The organism is Streptomyces sp. DvalAA-14 (assembly GCF_900091855.1).
In the GTDB taxonomy this organism is placed as follows: domain Bacteria; phylum Actinomycetota; class Actinomycetes; order Streptomycetales; family Streptomycetaceae; genus Actinacidiphila.
In genome coordinates this window covers 1-15,179 of the sequence record NZ_FMCH01000588.1, presented here as the reverse complement: position 1 = coordinate 15,179, position 15,179 = coordinate 1, and the positions used below count along the sequence as shown (strand labels likewise).

15 protein-coding genes and 1 pseudogene are annotated in these 15,179 nt (G+C 73.1%); 10 read left to right on the top strand and 6 right to left on the bottom strand.

The window, feature by feature from the left end; all coding sequences use genetic code 11:
• A partial coding sequence (locus GA0115240_RS31735; RefSeq protein WP_141709036.1) for a helix-turn-helix domain-containing protein occupies positions 1–244 on the bottom strand: 244 nt, incomplete at its 3' end.
• A 203-nt stretch (positions 245–447) separates the two neighbouring features.
• On the opposite strand from GA0115240_RS31735, the gene GA0115240_RS31730 reads away from it, so the two are divergent.
• A complete protein-coding gene (locus tag GA0115240_RS31730) occupies positions 448–1,233 on the top strand; it encodes a site-2 protease family protein (protein ID WP_237555364.1) in 786 nt (261 codons plus the stop codon).
• 52 nt (positions 1,234–1,285) lie between these two features.
• On the opposite strand, the gene GA0115240_RS31725 is transcribed toward GA0115240_RS31730, so the two are convergent.
• Both GA0115240_RS31725 and npdG read right to left on the bottom strand, forming a co-directional pair.
• The gene (locus tag GA0115240_RS31725; RefSeq protein WP_093742108.1) at positions 1,286–1,471 is read right to left on the bottom strand and encodes a hypothetical protein; all 186 of its coding nucleotides are present in this window, start codon (positions 1,469–1,471) and stop codon (positions 1,286–1,288) included.
• Between the two features lie 85 nt (positions 1,472–1,556).
• Positions 1,557–2,273: an NADPH-dependent F420 reductase gene (npdG, locus tag GA0115240_RS31720; RefSeq protein ID WP_093742106.1), complete on the bottom strand. Its 717-nt coding sequence runs from the start codon at positions 2,271–2,273 to the stop codon at positions 1,557–1,559.
• Between the two features lie 205 nt (positions 2,274–2,478).
• Between npdG and GA0115240_RS31715 the strand changes: the two genes are divergently transcribed.
• Positions 2,479–3,708, top strand: coding sequence for an MFS transporter (locus GA0115240_RS31715; RefSeq protein ID WP_237555366.1), 1,230 nt, complete (start codon positions 2,479–2,481; stop codon positions 3,706–3,708).
• Between the two features lie 69 nt (positions 3,709–3,777).
• On the opposite strand, the gene GA0115240_RS31710 is transcribed toward GA0115240_RS31715, so the two are convergent.
• Positions 3,778–4,011, bottom strand: a complete 234-nt coding sequence (locus GA0115240_RS31710; RefSeq protein ID WP_093742104.1) for a hypothetical protein — start codon at positions 4,009–4,011, stop codon at positions 3,778–3,780.
• Between the two features lie 75 nt (positions 4,012–4,086).
• On the opposite strand from GA0115240_RS31710, the gene map reads away from it, so the two are divergent.
• The gene (map, locus tag GA0115240_RS31705; protein ID WP_093742102.1) at positions 4,087–4,944 is read left to right on the top strand and encodes a type I methionyl aminopeptidase; all 858 of its coding nucleotides are present in this window, start codon (positions 4,087–4,089) and stop codon (positions 4,942–4,944) included.
• A gap of 58 nt (positions 4,945–5,002) precedes the next feature.
• Complete coding sequence (locus GA0115240_RS31700) at positions 5,003–5,968, top strand: hypothetical protein (protein WP_093742100.1); 966 nt, start codon at positions 5,003–5,005, stop codon at positions 5,966–5,968.
• A 3-nt stretch (positions 5,969–5,971) separates the two neighbouring features.
• Here GA0115240_RS31700 and GA0115240_RS31695 read toward each other — a convergent pair whose 3' ends face one another.
• Entirely contained in the window at positions 5,972–6,754 is a 783-nt protein-coding gene (locus tag GA0115240_RS31695) for a bifunctional DNA primase/polymerase (protein WP_093742098.1), read from the bottom strand.
• Positions 6,755–7,005: 251 nt separating this feature from the next.
• Between GA0115240_RS31695 and GA0115240_RS31690 the strand changes: the two genes are divergently transcribed.
• The 4 genes and pseudogenes from GA0115240_RS31690 (at position 7,006) to corA (ending at position 11,537) form a co-directional block, all read left to right on the top strand.
• Entirely contained in the window at positions 7,006–7,662 is a 657-nt protein-coding gene (locus tag GA0115240_RS31690) for a biliverdin-producing heme oxygenase (protein ID WP_093742096.1), read from the top strand.
• Positions 7,663–7,847: 185 nt separating this feature from the next.
• Positions 7,848–8,675, top strand: a pseudogene (ddaH, locus tag GA0115240_RS31685) (dimethylargininase); the annotation flags it as partial.
• 100 nt (positions 8,676–8,775) lie between these two features.
• A complete protein-coding gene (locus GA0115240_RS31680) occupies positions 8,776–10,407 on the top strand; it encodes a phytoene desaturase family protein (RefSeq protein ID WP_093742094.1) in 1,632 nt (543 codons plus the stop codon).
• Positions 10,407–11,537 (top strand): magnesium/cobalt transporter CorA, encoded by a 1,131-nt coding sequence (gene corA / locus GA0115240_RS31675; RefSeq protein WP_093742092.1) that lies wholly within the window; start codon positions 10,407–10,409, stop codon positions 11,535–11,537. Before GA0115240_RS31680 ends, corA begins: the two co-directional genes overlap by 1 nt.
• A 19-nt stretch (positions 11,538–11,556) precedes the next feature.
• Here the strand turns inward: corA and GA0115240_RS31670 are convergent, their stop codons facing one another.
• Positions 11,557–12,636, bottom strand: a complete 1,080-nt coding sequence (locus GA0115240_RS31670; protein ID WP_176725228.1) for a small ribosomal subunit Rsm22 family protein — start codon at positions 12,634–12,636, stop codon at positions 11,557–11,559.
• Positions 12,637–12,941: 305 nt separating this feature from the next.
• On the opposite strand from GA0115240_RS31670, the gene GA0115240_RS31665 reads away from it, so the two are divergent.
• Together GA0115240_RS31665 and GA0115240_RS31660 are read left to right on the top strand one after the other, a co-directional pair.
• The gene (locus tag GA0115240_RS31665; protein WP_346268004.1) at positions 12,942–14,417 is read left to right on the top strand and encodes a sugar transferase; all 1,476 of its coding nucleotides are present in this window, start codon (positions 12,942–12,944) and stop codon (positions 14,415–14,417) included.
• 170 nt (positions 14,418–14,587) lie between these two features.
• Positions 14,588–15,070 carry a VOC family protein gene (locus GA0115240_RS31660; protein ID WP_093742088.1) on the top strand — a complete coding sequence of 161 codons (483 nt, stop codon included), beginning with the start codon at positions 14,588–14,590 and terminating at the stop codon, positions 15,068–15,070.
• Positions 15,071–15,179 lie beyond the last annotated feature (109 nt).

Sequence of the window (15,179 nt, the reverse complement as noted above, 5' to 3'; positions counted from 1 at the left end):
CCGAGCCGACCGCGTCGTGCCCGACGGCCCGCCGCAGCCGCCCGACCAGCGCCTGGAGCGCCCCGGTCGCGTCGGCCGGCGGGTCGCCGTCCCAGACGTCCTCGATGAGCGTGTCCGCGCCGATCACCCGGCCGGGCCGCAGCGCGAGCGCGGTCAGCAGCGCCCGCAACCGCCCGCCGGCGAGCGTGACGGGCGTACCGTTGTCGCGGAGGGCCTGGGTGGTGCCGAGAATCGCATAGCGCACCGCCCCATTCTTACGGAGTACGCCCCCGCGGCGCGCCCCGGTGGCCGGCCGGCGGAACCCCGCCCGCTCGCTGTGCGTTTTCCGGGCAGCGCCTGTGCCGTCCACCCGCGGGTGGCATGATCGGGCGGCCGGGTCACCGCCCGCCCCGCCCGGCCGTCACCGGTACCTTGTCCCCGCACGATGCCCCAGCAGGAGCCCGTCCCATGAGCGTCATCCAGATGCGTCGCGCGCGCAGCGGCGACGATCGCCGCATCAGCCCGATCTTCCTCGGCATCGTGGCGGTGATGGCTGTCTCCGGCTGGGCGGTGTGGACGGGGTTCGCGGCCGACAGCCGCTTCGCGGTGTTCTTGTTCGTGGTCGCCGGCTGGGTCGTCTCGCTGTGCCTGCACGAGTACGCGCACGCCCGTACCGCCCTGCACAGCGGCGACACGTCCATCGGCGAGAAGGGGTATCTCACCCTGAACCCGCTGAAGTACACGCACGCCGTGCTGTCGATCGTGCTGCCGCTGCTGTTCTTGATCATGGGCGGCATCGGCCTGCCGGGCGGCGCGGTCTTCATCGAGCGGAACCGTATCCGCGGCCGGCTCAAGCACAGCCTGATCTCGGCGGCCGGGCCGCTGACCAACCTGCTGTTCGCGGTGCTGCTGATGCTGCCGTTCGCGCTGGGCGCGGCCGACGGCTGGCCCGACTACTTCGTCTACGCGGTGGCGTTCCTGGCGATGCTCCAGGTGACCGCGGCGCTGCTGAACTTCCTGCCGATCCCGGGCCTGGACGGCTACGGGGTGATCGAGCCGTGGCTGTCGTACGAGGTCAAGCGGCAGGTGGCGCCGTTCGCGCCGTTCGGGCTGCTGGCGGTGTTCGGGATCTTGTACATCCAGTCGGTGAACGAGAAGTTCTTCGAGCTGATCTACACGATCGTCGGCTGGTTCGGCGTTAACCAGCGCCTGGTGGAGAACGGCAGCTCCCTGTTCCAGTTCTGGCGGCGCTGAACCGCCGCCGCCCCGCGGGCCCGCGTGCTCCGGGCCCGCGTACATGCCGCGCTCAGTCGGTCCGCGCCGCCAGCGCCTGCGCCTTCGCCTTGCGCCGGTAGTACCACCACATGTTGCTGCTCAGCCCGGCGAACAGCACCCAGACGATGCCCAGCAGACTGCCGTGCACGAAGGACACCACCGCGGCGGCGACGGCCAGCAGGCAGAAGACGAGGGCGTAGAGGGCGAGGCGGGGCATGGCTGGCGTGGCTCCTGTCCGGACGCGTAGGGCGTTTGGTCCGGCCATTGTCCCCCATGCCCCGCGCGGCTCGGGACGCCGCGGCTCAGACGTCGGTGACCCGCAGGCCCGCGTGCGCCTTGTACCGGCGGTTGATCGAGATCAGGTTGGCGACCAGCGACTCGACCTGGTGGGCGTTGCGCAGCCGTCCGGCGAAGATCCCCCGCATGCCGGCGATCCGGCCGGCCAGCGCCTGCACGATGTCGGTGTCCGCGCGGACCTCGCCGAGCACCATCACATCGATGTCGATCTCCTCGACGTCCGGATTCTGCAGCAGTGGCGCGGACAGGTGGTGGAAGGCGGCGGTGACCCGGGAGTCCGGCAGCAGCGCGGCGGCCTGCTCGGCGGCACTGCCCTCGGGCACGGACAGCGGGTAGGCGCCCTTCTTGTCGAAGCCGAGCGGATTCACGCAGTCCACCACGAGCTTGCCGGCCAGATCCTCGCGCAGCGACTCCAGCAGCTCGGCGTGCCCTTCCCACGGCACCGCGACGATCACGATGTCGCTGCGGCGGGCGCACTCGGCGTTGTCGGCGCCCTCGACGCCGTGGCCGAGCTCGGCGGCGGCGCTCTCCGCGCGCTCGGCGGCGCGCGAGCCGATGATCACCCGCTGGCCGGCCCGGCCCAGCCGGTAGGCCAGACCGCGGCCCTGGTCACCGGTGCCGCCGAGCACACCCACCACCAGGCGGGACACATCGGGCAGATCACGCGGGTCCCTGGCCGGGGGCTTGGCGGGAGTGGTCTTGCCATCGTCAGCGTCAGTCATACCGGCGATCCTGCCAGGTCGCGGCGGCCCCGAGGCGAAAACACGTTGCCCGCCCCGCCCCGGCGGGGCAGCATGCGGGCACGTGACCGACGCTCCTGCCGATCCCCCGGCACCATCGCCCCCGTCCCCGCCTGCCGGACCGTCCGGCGGGCGGGCGCTGCTGCCCGACCTGACGCCGTGGCGAACCTCACGCGACTTCCGGCTGATGTGGATGGCCGGGGTGATCACCACCTTCGGCAGTTTCCTGACGGTGGTGGCGCTGCCGGTCCAGCTGAAGGACCTCACCGGCTCCGCGGCGGCCGTCGGCGCGATCGGCGCGGTGCAGCTGGTGCCGCTGATCGTCTTCGGGCTGTACGGCGGCGTGCTCGCCGACGCGATGGACCGCAAGCTGCTGATCAATACCACCGAGGCGGCGCAGGGCCTGCTGGCCGCCGCCCTGCTGGTCAACACGCTCCTGCCGCACCCGATGGTCTGGCTGCTGTACGTGACGGCCGCGCTGTCCAGCGCCCTGACCGGGCTCCAGCGGCCCGCGCTGGACGCGATCGTGCAGCGGATCGTGCTCCGCGAGCAGCTCGCGGCGGCGGCCTCGCTCAACGCGCTGCGCTGGCAGGTCGGCGCCATCGCCGGCCCGTCGGTGGCCGGCCTGGTGATCGCCTGGGCCGGCCTGAGCTGGGCGTACGGCGCGGACACGGTGACCTTCGCGGTGTCGGTGTGCTTCGGGCTCGGCCTGCGCCGCTCCCCCGCCGCGCATGACGCCGTGCCGCCCTCGCTGCGCGCGATCGCCCAGGGCGCGCGCTACGCCTGGGGCCGCAAGGAGCTGCTGGGCACCTACGCGATCGACCTGGCCGCGATGTTCTTCGCCTACCCGGTGGCGATCTTCCCCTTCCTGGCGGACGACCTGCACGCCCCCTGGTCGCTCGGTCTGATGTACGCGGCCGGCTCGGTGGGGTCGCTGCTGGTCAGCCTGACCAGCGGCTGGTCGACCCGGATCCACCGGCACGGCCGGATGGTGGTGCTGGCGGCGGCCGGCTGGGGCGCCGCGATGGCGTGCGCCGGCTGGGCCGGGGAGATCTGGCTGGTGCTGCTGTGCCTGGCGGCGGCCGGCGGCCTGGACATGATCAGCGGCATCGGGCGTTCCACGATGTGGAATCAGACCATCCCGGACGAGTTGCGCGGCCGCCTCGCCGGGATCGAGCTGCTGTCCTACTCGGTGGGTCCGCAGCTCGGCCAGGTCCGGTCCGGCGGCGTCGCCGCGGTCAGTTCCGCCCGCGTGTCGGTGTGGTCCGGCGGCGTGGCCTGCGTCGCCGCGGTCGGCATGCTGGCCGCGGCCCTGCCCGCGCTGATGCGCTACGACGCGCGGCCGGTGCCCGACGGTCCGTCGACGGCGCGGCAAGGGCCGGACCGGGCGCCGTCGTTGAGCCGCTCCGGCGACTGAGCCCCCGGCGCCGGCCGGGGTCCACCGGGCCGGCTCGGGGCTCGGGCCGGCTGTCGGGGCTCGGGCCGGCTACTTGTCCTCGTCCGCGGGTTCGCCCTTGTCGTGCCAGCGCGGATCGCTGTCCCACTCGTGGTTCCGCTCCGCGGCCGCCTCCATGGCGCGTTGGGCCTCCTGGCGGGACGGGTACGGGCCGAAGCGGTCCTTGGCGGGGCAGTCGGGGCCCTCCTCGACCGTCTTGTGCTCCAGGCAGTAGAACCACTCGCCCGGCTTGCCGGCCGGCTTGCGGGCCTTGAACAGGGCCATGTCGTCCTCCGAAGGTGATCAGGCGGGTGTCCCTGCCGCCAGCTTGCCCCACGGAGCGCCGATACACTCGTCGGCATGTCTGGTCAGTCGCTGCTCGTCCCGGGGAAGCTCTCCCCCACCCGGCCCGTGCCCGCCTCGATTCCACGCCCCGAGTACGTGGGGAAGCCGAGCCCCACGCCGTACACGGGGCCGGACGTGCAGGACGAGGAGACCCTGGCGAAGATGCGGATCGCCTCGCGGATCGCCGCCCAGGCGATGGAGGAGGCGGCCAAAGCGGTCGCGCCCGGCGTCACCACCGACGAACTGGACCGGATCGCCCATGCGTTCATGGTCGACCACCGGGCGTATCCGTCCGACCTGGGCTACCGCGGGTTCCCCAAGTCGCTGTGCACGTCGCTCAATGAGGTGATCTGCCACGGCATCCCGGACTCGACGGTGCTGCGGGACGGCGACATCGTCAACCTGGACGTGACCGCGTTCATCCACGGGGTGCACGGCGATTGCAACGCGACGTATCTCGTGGGCGACGTGGCCGAGGAGTCCCGGCTGCTGGTGGAGCGGACCCGGGAGTCGCTGGACCGGGCGATCAAGGCGGTCCGCCCCGGGCGGCAGATCAATGTGATCGGCCGGGTCATCGAGTCCTACGCCAAGCGCTTCGGCTACGGCGTGGTGCGGGACTTCACCGGGCACGGCATCAACACGTCCTTCCACTCCGGGCTGATCATCCCGCACTACGACGACCCGCGGGCGACCACCGTGATGCGGCCCGGTATGACCTTCACCATCGAGCCGATGCTCACCTTGGGCACCCACGAGTACGACGTGTGGGACGACGGCTGGACGGTCGTCACCAAGGACCGCAGGCGCACGGCCCAGTTCGAGCACACGCTGGTGGTCACCACGGACGGGGCCGAGGTACTGACCCTGCCGTGAGCGGGGGCGGCCGATAGGGTGGCCGCGTTTCGGGTGGACACGAGGGGGCCGACGCGTCATGATCCGCCGCAGGTTGGGCTCGGGGGCCGCGGCCCTGGCACTGGCCGTCCCGCTGGCCGGCTGCATGACCGTGCACGGCGAGCGCGCGGACATCCCGTCGGTCCGCCCGGCCGAGGCCGCCCAGGTGCTGGCGCACTTCGCCGCGGTCAGCAACGCGGCCACCAAGGCGTACGACCCGGCGCTGGTGACCCGGATCGAGGCGGGGCCGCTCGGCGCGATCGACGAGGCGGGGCTGCGGGCCGAGCACGCCGTCAGCCCGGCCGGCAACCCGGCGTACGCTCCGCTGGTCTTCTCCGACCCGCGCTTCCTGATACCCCGCCAGGTCGGCTGGCCGAAGTTCTTCGTGGCGGACACCGCCGTCAACCGCGGTACGGGTGTGCGCTGGCTGCTGGTCTTCCGCCGGGCCGCGGCGGGCCGCCCCTGGAAGGCGGACTACCTGGCGGTCGCGGCGGCGGGCGCGGTCCCCGCGCCGGCCACCGACGGGCACGGCGGCGCGGTGGCCGTACCGCCGGCCGGCACCGATCTGCTGGTGCAGCCGGCCCGGGTGGCGGCCTCGTACACCACCTATCTCCAGCAGGGCGCCGGCGCGGTCTTCGCCGCCGGTTCATCCACCACGCAGCTGCGGGCCACCCGCGACGAGCACGCGCGGACCCCGGACTCGGTGACGCAGTACGCCGACCAGCCCGCCCAGGGCGGCGACTTCGACCCGGTGGCGCTGCGCACGAAGGACGGCGGTGCGCTGGTCTTCTTCGGCACCCGGCACCAGTCCCGTGCGACCTACCGGGCCGGCTACCGGCTGGCCATCGACGCGGACACCAAGGCACTGATGACCGGCACCCCGCACACCTCGGTGACGCTGTCCAGCGTGGGCCAGCAGCTGGTGGCGGTGCCCCGGGGCGGGGGCACGGGCCAGGTGACCTTCCTCAGCCGGATCGTCGGCCTGGTGTCGGCGCAGGGCGGGTGAGGCTCAGCGGCCCCAGGCGACGGACTCGGTCTCGGTCTCGTAGCCGAACTGCGCGCACGCGTCACTGAGGATGTCCAGCACCGGCAGCGGGTCCGGCAGCGGCAGGTCGGGGCCGTGCCCGGGCAGCCAGCTCATGATGCCGCCGGAGGGCAGCTGGGCCGGGGGCAGCAGGACGTAGCTGCCGCGGCAGTGCCAGCGGATGCCGGGGTGCTCGTCGGCGGTCTCGGGGTGGCAGTCCAGCTCGCACGGCCACCACTCCTCCTCGTCGACGGGGGTCCGGGTGGTGGTGAAGAACAGCATCCGGTCCTCGCCCTGCGCGGCGACCGGGCCGAGCGTGGCGGCGTCGACGGTGAGCCGATCCAGCGCGAGGCGGCCGGCTTCGGCCGGGACGTCCAGCACGTCGTGGCGGATACCGGTGGCGGTGATGAAATTGGCCAGCGGCTGCGTGCGCAGCCACTGGCCGACCTTCTCGGGCTCGGTGCTGGCCTGGGTCTGCCAGGCCAGGGAGACCGGATGGAGCCCCGGGATGGGACAGCCGATCCGGTCGCACGAACAGCCGTAGCCCTCGGGATACGCGGCGGGGGCGAGCGGGAGGCCGGCCACCGCGGCGGCCGTGATCAGCTCGTCGCGATGCGCGGTCACCAGGGCCTGGCGGGCGTCACGGGCACGGGAGCCGCGGGTCTCCTTGGCGGGGCGGGCGAAGTCCTGGGCGAAGCCGCGGGCAGAAACCGACGTACTGTCCGTCCGGCCTCGCAGCCAGCCGGACAACCTGTTCTTGCCTGCCATCGAGCTCCTTCCCTCACCCCGGGCCGTCTCCGGTCCGTCGCTGTACACGGTACGCGGACGCCGAGGGTCATCCTCACTCTTGCAGGGAATGAACACCCGGCCGGGGTGGAACTCTTCCCGCGAGCCCTTTCCGACACGGTGTCGGGAAGTCATTGACTGAGGTGGTCCTGAGCCGCAGGATCGGGCGGGTGGCACCGTCCGGCCCGCCGCCGCGGTCCGCCGGCCCGCTCCTACCGACTCCGGAGGTCCCCTTGACGACGCCACCGCCCTTCTCCACGGTCATCCGCGCCGCCAGCCGCGATCGGCACACCGAGGCGGAGAACTCCGCGTTCATGGGGGATCTGCTGGGCGGGCGGCTCGGTGTGGAGGCGTTCGCCCGCTACACCGAGCAGCTCTGGTTCGTCTACCGCGCGCTGGAGGAGGGCGGCGCCGCCCTGGCCGGCGATCCGGTGGCCGGCCCCTTCCTGCGCCCCGAACTGCTCCGGCTCTCCGCGCTCGAACGTGATCTCGACCACCTGCTCGCCCCCGGCTGGCGCGCCCGGGCGACCGCCCTGCCGGCCACCGCCCGCTACGCGGCCCGCATCACCCGCCTCGCCGCCACCTGGCCGGCCGGCTACGTCGCCCACCACTACACCCGCTACCTCGGCGACCTCTCCGGCGGCCAGCTGATCCGCGACACCGCCGAGAAGACCTGGGGCTTCCGGCACAAGGGCGACGGCGTGCGCTTCTACGTCTTCGAGGCCATCGCGAACCCGGCGGCCTTCAAGCGCGACTACCGGGCCCTGCTGGACGACCTGCCGGTCGGGGAGGCGGAGCGGGGCCGGGTGGTCGACGAATGCGGCACCGCTTTCGCGCTGAACACCGCCGTGTTCGCGGATCTCGCCGCCGTCTTCCCCCTTCCCGCCTGACACCGCCCCCACCGGGCCCCCGCCGGGGGCGGATCCCGGGCGCGGGGTCGGGGGGACGAGCGGCGTCGATCCGGTGGGGGCGGCGCACAATGCAGGGGAGAGGTCGGCGTCCTGCCCGGCGGGCCGATCGTTCGGCCGGGAGGGCGCCTCGTGCACAGACAGGCACTCAAACACCCCCCGAGGAGCCCACCTTGCGCATAGCCACCCCCCGCCGGTATCTGATGTGTCCACCGGCGTACTTCCGCGTCAGCTACTGCATCAACCCCTGGATGGATCCGAGCAAGCCGGTGGACCAGGCGCTCGCGCTGTTCCAGTGGGAGGACCTGCGGGACCGGTACCGGGCGCTCGGGCACACCGTGGAGCTGCTGGATCCGCTGGCCGGGCTGCCGGACATGGTGTTCGCGGCGAACGGCGCCACCGTCGTGGACGGGCGGGTGCTGGGGGCACGGTTCGCCCATCCGGAGCGGACGCAGGAGGCGCCGGCGCACCTGGCGTGGTTCCGGGCGCACGGCTTCGCCGACGAGGTGCGGGAGCCGGAGCACGTGAACGAGGGGGAAGGGGACTTCGCCGTCACCGCGTCGTGGATCCTGGCCGGGCAGGGCTTCCGCAGCAGCCCGCTGGCCCACGACGAGGCCCAGGTGTTCTTCGGCCGCCCGGTGATCAGCCTGGAGCTGACCGACCCCCGCTACTACCACCTGGACACCGCGCTGTCGGTGCTGGACGACGCCGCCGACGAGATCATGTACTACCCGGGCGCCTTCTCGCCCACCAGCCGCGAGGTACTGGCCCGGCTCTTCCCGGACGCGCTGCTCGCCACCTCCGAGGACGCCGCCGTCCTCGGGCTGAACGCGGTCAGCGACGGCCGCAACGTCCTGCTCCCCCGCTCGGCGGCCGGCCTGCGCGAACCGCTGCGGGCGCGCGGCTTCGCGCCGGTCCCGGTGGACATGTCGGAGCTGCACAAGGCGGGCGGCAGCGTGAAGTGCTGCACCCAGGAGCTGCGCCCGCCCGGCTAGCGCCGCGCCCGGTCCCCAGCGCGGCCGTGGCGGCCCGGCCCGCCCCCGGGTCGGGCACGTCGGCTGCCCCACCCGGGGGCGGGCCCCGTAGGGTGCCGCCATGCCCCCTGTGACCCACGCTTCCTACGACGCCGTGATCGTCGGCGGCGGCCACAACGGCCTGGTGGCCGCCGCCTACCTGGCCCGCGCCGGGCGCCGTGTGCTGCTGCTGGAGCGGCTGCCCGCCACCGGGGGCGCCGCGGTGTCCACCCGGGCCTTCACCGGGGTGGACGCGCGGCTGTCCCGGTACTCGTACCTGGTGAGCCTGCTGCCCCGGAAGATCGTGGACGACCTGGGCCTGCGGTTCGCGGTGCGGCGGCGCCGGATCTCCTCCTACAGCCCGCGCGGCGACGGCGGGCTGCTGGTGGACGCCGAGGACGCCGGCCGCACCCGGGAGCAGTTCATCCGGCTGACCGGATCGGACCGGGACTTCGCAGCCTGGCAGCGGTTCTACGGCATGACCCGCCGCGTCGCCGAACGCGTCTTCCCGACCCTCACCGGCCAATTGCCCACCCGCGCCGAACTGGAGCGGCTGATCGACGACCCGGCCGCCTGGGAAGCGCTGTTCGAACGGCCCATCGGCGAGACCGTCGAGCGGGAGTTCGGCGACGACCTGGTGCGCGGGGTGGTCCTCACCGACGCGCTCATCGGCACCTTCAGCCACGCCCACGACCCCTCACTGCGGCAGAACCGCTGCTTCCTCTACCACGTGATCGGCGGCGGCACCGGCGACTGGGACGTGCCGGTCGGCGGGATGGGCGCCCTCACCGACGCGCTCGCGGACGCGGCCCGCGCGGCCGGGGCCGAGATCGTGACCGGCGCCGAGGTGACCTCGATCGCCACCGACGGGGTCCGCGCGGAAGTCGGCTACGGCGAGGACGGCCGCACCGTCGGCGCCCGGCACGTCCTGGTCAACGCGGCGCCGTACGTGCTGGCCGGGCTGCTCGGACAGCGGCCCCCGCCCCGCCCGGAGGGCGCCCAGCTCAAGGTGAACATGCTGCTGCGGCGGCTGCCCCGGCTGCGCGACGCCTCGGTGGACCCCCGGGAGGCGTTCGGCGGCACCTTCCACATCGGCGAGTCGTACCGGGAGTTGCAGACCGCGTACGAGCAGGCCGCGGCGGGCCGGCTGCCGGACGCGCCGCCGTCGGAGATCTACTGCCACAGCCTGACCGACCCGTCCATCCTGTCGCCCGAACTGGCCGCGAGCGGCACGCACACGCTGACCCTGTTCGGGCTGCACACTCCGGCGCGCCTGTTCGAACAGGACCCGGCAGGAGCCAAGGAGGCTCTGCTGGCGGCCACGCTGGCCCGGCTGGACGCGGTGCTGGCCGAGCCGATCGCGGACTGCCTGGCGACGGACGCGGACGGGCGGCCGTGCCTGGAGGCGAAGTCCCCGCTGGACCTGGAGCGGGAGGTGGGGCTGCCCGGCGGCCACATCTTCCACCGGGACCTGTCCTGGCCGTACGCCACGGACGGCACCGGCACCACCGATGCAACGGACGGCGCGGACGGCACCGGCACCACCGGCGGCACCGGACCGGCGGCCCCCGACGTGACGCGCGCCACCGGCCGTTGGGGCGTCGGCACCGGGTATGCGAACGTCTATCTCTGCGGCGCGGGCGCGGTCCGCGGCGGCGGAGTCAGCGGTGTCCCCGGCCACAACGCGGCGATGGCGGTACTGGAGAAGGAATGATGACCCACAGGCCCAGGATCATTCACCACAAGGACGGCACCCGCCGGACCATAGGCCGCCAGTGGCGGCGGGCCGGCAGCAAGTGGCACACCCTCGGCAAGGACGGCGACCTGCCGGAGCAGCGCCGCTGCACCGCCGACGTGGTGGTGGACTGCGCGGTGTACGAGGACGGCTGCCGGGTGGCGTCCATCCCGCCGCAGGAGGCGCTGGCCGAAGCCAGGAAGCGGCCCGGCGGTTTCGCCTGGATCGGACTGCACGAGCCGGAGCAGGAGCATCTCGCGGAGATCGCCGAGGAGTTCGGCCTGCATCCGCTGGCCGTCGAGGACGCGGTGCAGGCGCATCAGCGGCCGAAACTGGAGCGCTACGGCGAGACGTTGTTCCTGGTGCTCAAGACGATCGTCTTCGTCGAGCACGAGAAGCTCACCGCGACCAGCGAGGTGGTCGACACCGGCGAGGTGATGATCTTCCTGGGCGCGGACTTCGTGGTGGTGGTGCGGCACGGCAGCGCGCCCGGCCTGTCCCGGGTCCGCCGCGCCCTGGAGAACCGCCCCGATCTGCTGGTGCACGGCCCCGCCGCGGTGCTGCACGCCATCACCGACCAAGTGGTGGACGACTACCTCGATGTCGCCGACGCGGTGGAGCTGGACGTGGAGGAGATGGAGTCCGACGTCTTCTCCGCGAACCACGGCGACGACGCCGAGCGGATCTACCAGCTCAAGCGGGAACTCATCGAGTTCAAGCGGGCGGTGCACCCGATGGCCCGGCCGCTGCAGCGCCTCAGCGAGGAGACCGACGCGCTGATCGGGGCCGAGATCGGCCGCTACTTCCGCGATGTCGCCGACCACCTCTCGCAGGTGCGCGAGCGGCTGGCGAGCTACGGCGAGCTGGTGGACGGCCTGCTGTCGGCGAATCTCAGCCAACTCGCGGTGCAGCAGAACGTGGACATGCGGCGGATCAGCGCGGCCGCCGCGATCCTGGCCATTCCCACCATGATCGCCGGCTTCTACGGCATGAACTTCACGCACATGCCCGAACTGCACTGGACCTTCGGCTACCCGCTCATGGTGGGGGTGACGGCGGTCCTCTCCGGCCTGTGCTACCGGGCGTTCCGGCGCATCGGCTGGCTCTAGGCCCTGTCCGGCGCCGGGTCTAAGCGCCCGGCGGCGGGAAGGCGGGAGAAGGAGGCCACTCGTCGCCCCAGTCGGTGTCGCGGGCCGCGCGGTAGAGGGGGCCGTGGCGTTTGGTGACGGTGGCGCGGGTCAGGCCGCTGTCGCGGGTGCACAGGTCCAGCAGGACCAGGCCCTTGCGGATCTGCGGGTGGCGCACGACCCGGCTGCCGGCCGGTGCGGCGGGCACCGCGGCGGGGCGGACGGCGGCCACGTAGGAGAACTTCTCGTCCTCGTACGCGAGGGTGCCGCCCTTCATCTGCCGGTGCAGTGAGGTGCGCGGCACCCGGGCGGCGAAGTGGCACCAGTCGTCGCCGGTCACCGGGCAGGCCGCGTCGTGCGGGCAGGGCGCGAGCACGGTCAGGCCGGCCGCGATCAGCCGGTCGCGGGCCTCGATGATCCGGGCGTAGCCGTCGGGGGTGCCGGGTTCGACGACCACCAGGGCGCCCGCGGTGGCGGCCGTGGCCGCGTCGAGCAGCGCGGCCCGGTCGGCGGGGGTGAGCTCTCCGATCAGGTACGAGACGGTGACCAGGTCGCTGGCCGGCAGGCGCGGCCCGCCGGTGAGCGGCGCCCTGGTCCATGCGGCGGCGCGTACCGCCGGGGCGTCCGCGTGGGCGGCCAGCCGGCGGCCGAGGTCCAGGGCGGACGCCGACCAGTCCAGCACCGTGCTGCTGTGCGCGGCGGGTGCGTCGGACCAGGCCTCCGCCACCGCCCAGGTCGCCGCGCCGGTGCCGCCGCCGAGGTCCAGATGGGTGGCGGGGGTCCAGGCGCCGGCCCGGTCCCGCAGGGCGTCCAGCGCGGCGCGGACGGCCGCGTAGGTGGCGGGCATCCGGTAGGCGGCGTAGGCCGCGGCGTCGGCGTCGTCGCGCAGGATGGGGGCGGCGGTCGGGGTCGCTCCCCGGTAGTTCTCGATCAGCCGCTCGACCTGCGGCCAGGCACGGCTCGGCGCGGTGGCCTGCAGCTGGTCGGTGAGCGCGGCGCGCAGATCGTCGGGGAGGGGCACGGTGGGCACAAGCAGCAACCTTAAGGGGCGGCCCCGGCCGGGTGGGACCCCTACCTCCATTCCCCCCAGAAGCGCCATAGTTGCGTTAACTCGGTCATAACATCGGCTCGAATCTGTGCAATCCGCAGCGGAAGACCACCCGGTTGGCCTAGCGTTCGCAGTTGTCAGGGCGCGTCCAGCGCTTGGGGAAGTGCTGGAACGCTCAGTAGGTCGCGATGTGCCATGGGGGGTCCATGCGGCGTGTCGGAGCAAACCCGGTGATACCGGGCATGTCCACAACGGTGGAAAGCGAGCCAAGACCAGTGCGGAGTCCCACTCCGCACCCCTTCGAGACCAGGGCATCGGGTACCACCGATGCCCTTGCCGTGCCCGGCCCTTACCGCAAGCGGCGCCGGCACGGCAAGCACAGTGTGCACCGGGCACACAGCACGTACAGCGACAAGGCGGGCTGGTATCTGCCGCTCGCCCTGGCCGTGGACGCCCTCGGGACCGGCGTCCCCGTCCTGCTGATCCTGCGTCACACCGCCCAGCCGCACCCCCTGGTGTGCGCGCTGATCGTGGCCGGGCTGTGGCCGTCCCTGCGCGCGGTCCGGCGGCGGTACGCGGCCGACGTCCTCGGTGAGACCCGGGGCATCCTCGCGGCGCTCAGCGACTGGCTGGTGCTGCTCGGGGTACTGGCGATGCTGCGCACCGCGTGCGGCGAGATCGTCAGGCCGGTGGTGGCCCTGGCCGGGGTGGCGGTCGCGCCCCTGCTGACGATGGCCGCCAGCAATCTGTCCCAGCGGCACCTCATCTCGGCCCGCCGTTACGCGCAGGCGGTCCGCCGGGTGCTGGTGATCGGCGAACCGAGCACCGCCGACCACGTGGTGGGACATCTCGCGGGCCGCACCGACCACGCGTACGTGGTGGTCGGCGTGGTGCCGGTGGGCAACGCCAAGCTGGAGTGCGGGGCCCCGGTCACCGCGCGGCTCGGCTCGGTCGACCCGCAGAACATCACCGAGGACGCGGCCACCGTCCTCGGCGCCACCCGCGAGCAGCACGCGGAGCTGGTGCTGGTCTCCCCCGGCCCGCGGCTGTCCGCGGACCGGCTGCGCCGGCTGTGCTGGGCGCTGCACGACGCGAAGGTCCCGGTGGCGATACTGCCGGGGCTGATCGATGTCGCCGTACGGCGGGTACAGCTGGACGCGCCCGCCGGGCTGGCCATGCTGCATATCGCGCCGCCGCTGCGGCAAGGTCTGCAGGTGGGGCTGAAGTCGCTGGTGGACCGGCTGGGGGCGGCCTTCGGGCTGCTGCTGCTGGCTCCGCTGTTCGCGATGGTGGCGCTGGCCATCCGGTGCACCTCGACCGGGCCGGTGTTCTACAAGCAGACCCGGCACGGGCAGAACTGCACACCGTTCCTGATGTGGAAATTCCGCACGATGGTCGCCGACGCGGATGCGCGCAAGGCGGACCTGGAGCGCACGGGCGCCAACGAGAACGACGGCCTGATGTTCAAGATGCGCCGCGACCCGCGGGTGACCCGGGTCGGCCGGCTGCTGCGGCGCTACTCGCTCGACGAGCTGCCACAGCTGATCAACGTGGTGCGCGGCGAGATGTCCCTGGTCGGGCCGCGCCCGCCGCTGCCGGACGAGGTGGCGCGCTACGACAAGGTCGAAGTGCGGCGGCTGGCGGTCAAGCCCGGGATCACCGGGCTGTGGCAGGTCAGCGGGCGCAGTGACCTGTCGTGGGACGAGACCATCAGGCTGGATCTGCGCTACGTGGACAACTGGTCGTTCACCGCTGACGTGGACGTGATGGCCCGCACCTTGCGGGCCGTGGTCGACGGCCGCGGGGCGTACTGAGCGCGGCGCCCGCAGCGGTTTGCGCGGCGGTTTGCGCAGCGCCGCACGGCAGGCATGATCGGACCGGTCCGTTCCCGGACGAGCGATGAGTTTCCGGGGGCGGGCCGGTCTGCCTTGTGTCCACTCGCTGTCGGCCGCGCCGCTCGGGCGCGCACCTCGGAGGTACGTTCATGACCGCCAACGGATTCACCACCGCCCTGTGGTTCGACGGGCAGGCCGAGGAAGCGGCCGAGTTCTACGTCTCGGTCTTCAAGAACGCGGAGATCGGCCGGATCGCCCGCTACACCGAGGCGGGGCCGGGCGAGCCCGGCGCCGTCGTCACGGTGGAGTTCACCGCCAACGGCCAGCGCTTCGTCGGCATCAACGGCGGCCCCCAGTTCACCTTCGACGAGGCGATCTCCTTCCAGATCCACTGCGACGACCAGGCCGAGATCGACTACTACTGGGGCGCCCTGACGGCGAACGGCGGCCACGAGGTCCAGTGCGGCTGGCTCCGCGACCGCTTCGGCCTGTCCTGGCAGGTCATCCCGTCCGAACTGACCGACCTCATCAGCTCCCCGGATGCCGAGGGGGCCACCCGGGCGAGCCGGGCGATGCTGTCGATGAAGAAGCTGGATATCGCGGAGCTCAAGCGGGCATTCGCCGCCGCGTAGCGGCCTCCCGGCCGGGGGAATGTTGTCGGGGCGCGCCCCGAAGCGGCGCAGCAGCACCCCGCAGCCCGCCGAAAACCGCCGCCACGGTTGGGGCCGACGACCGGCCCGC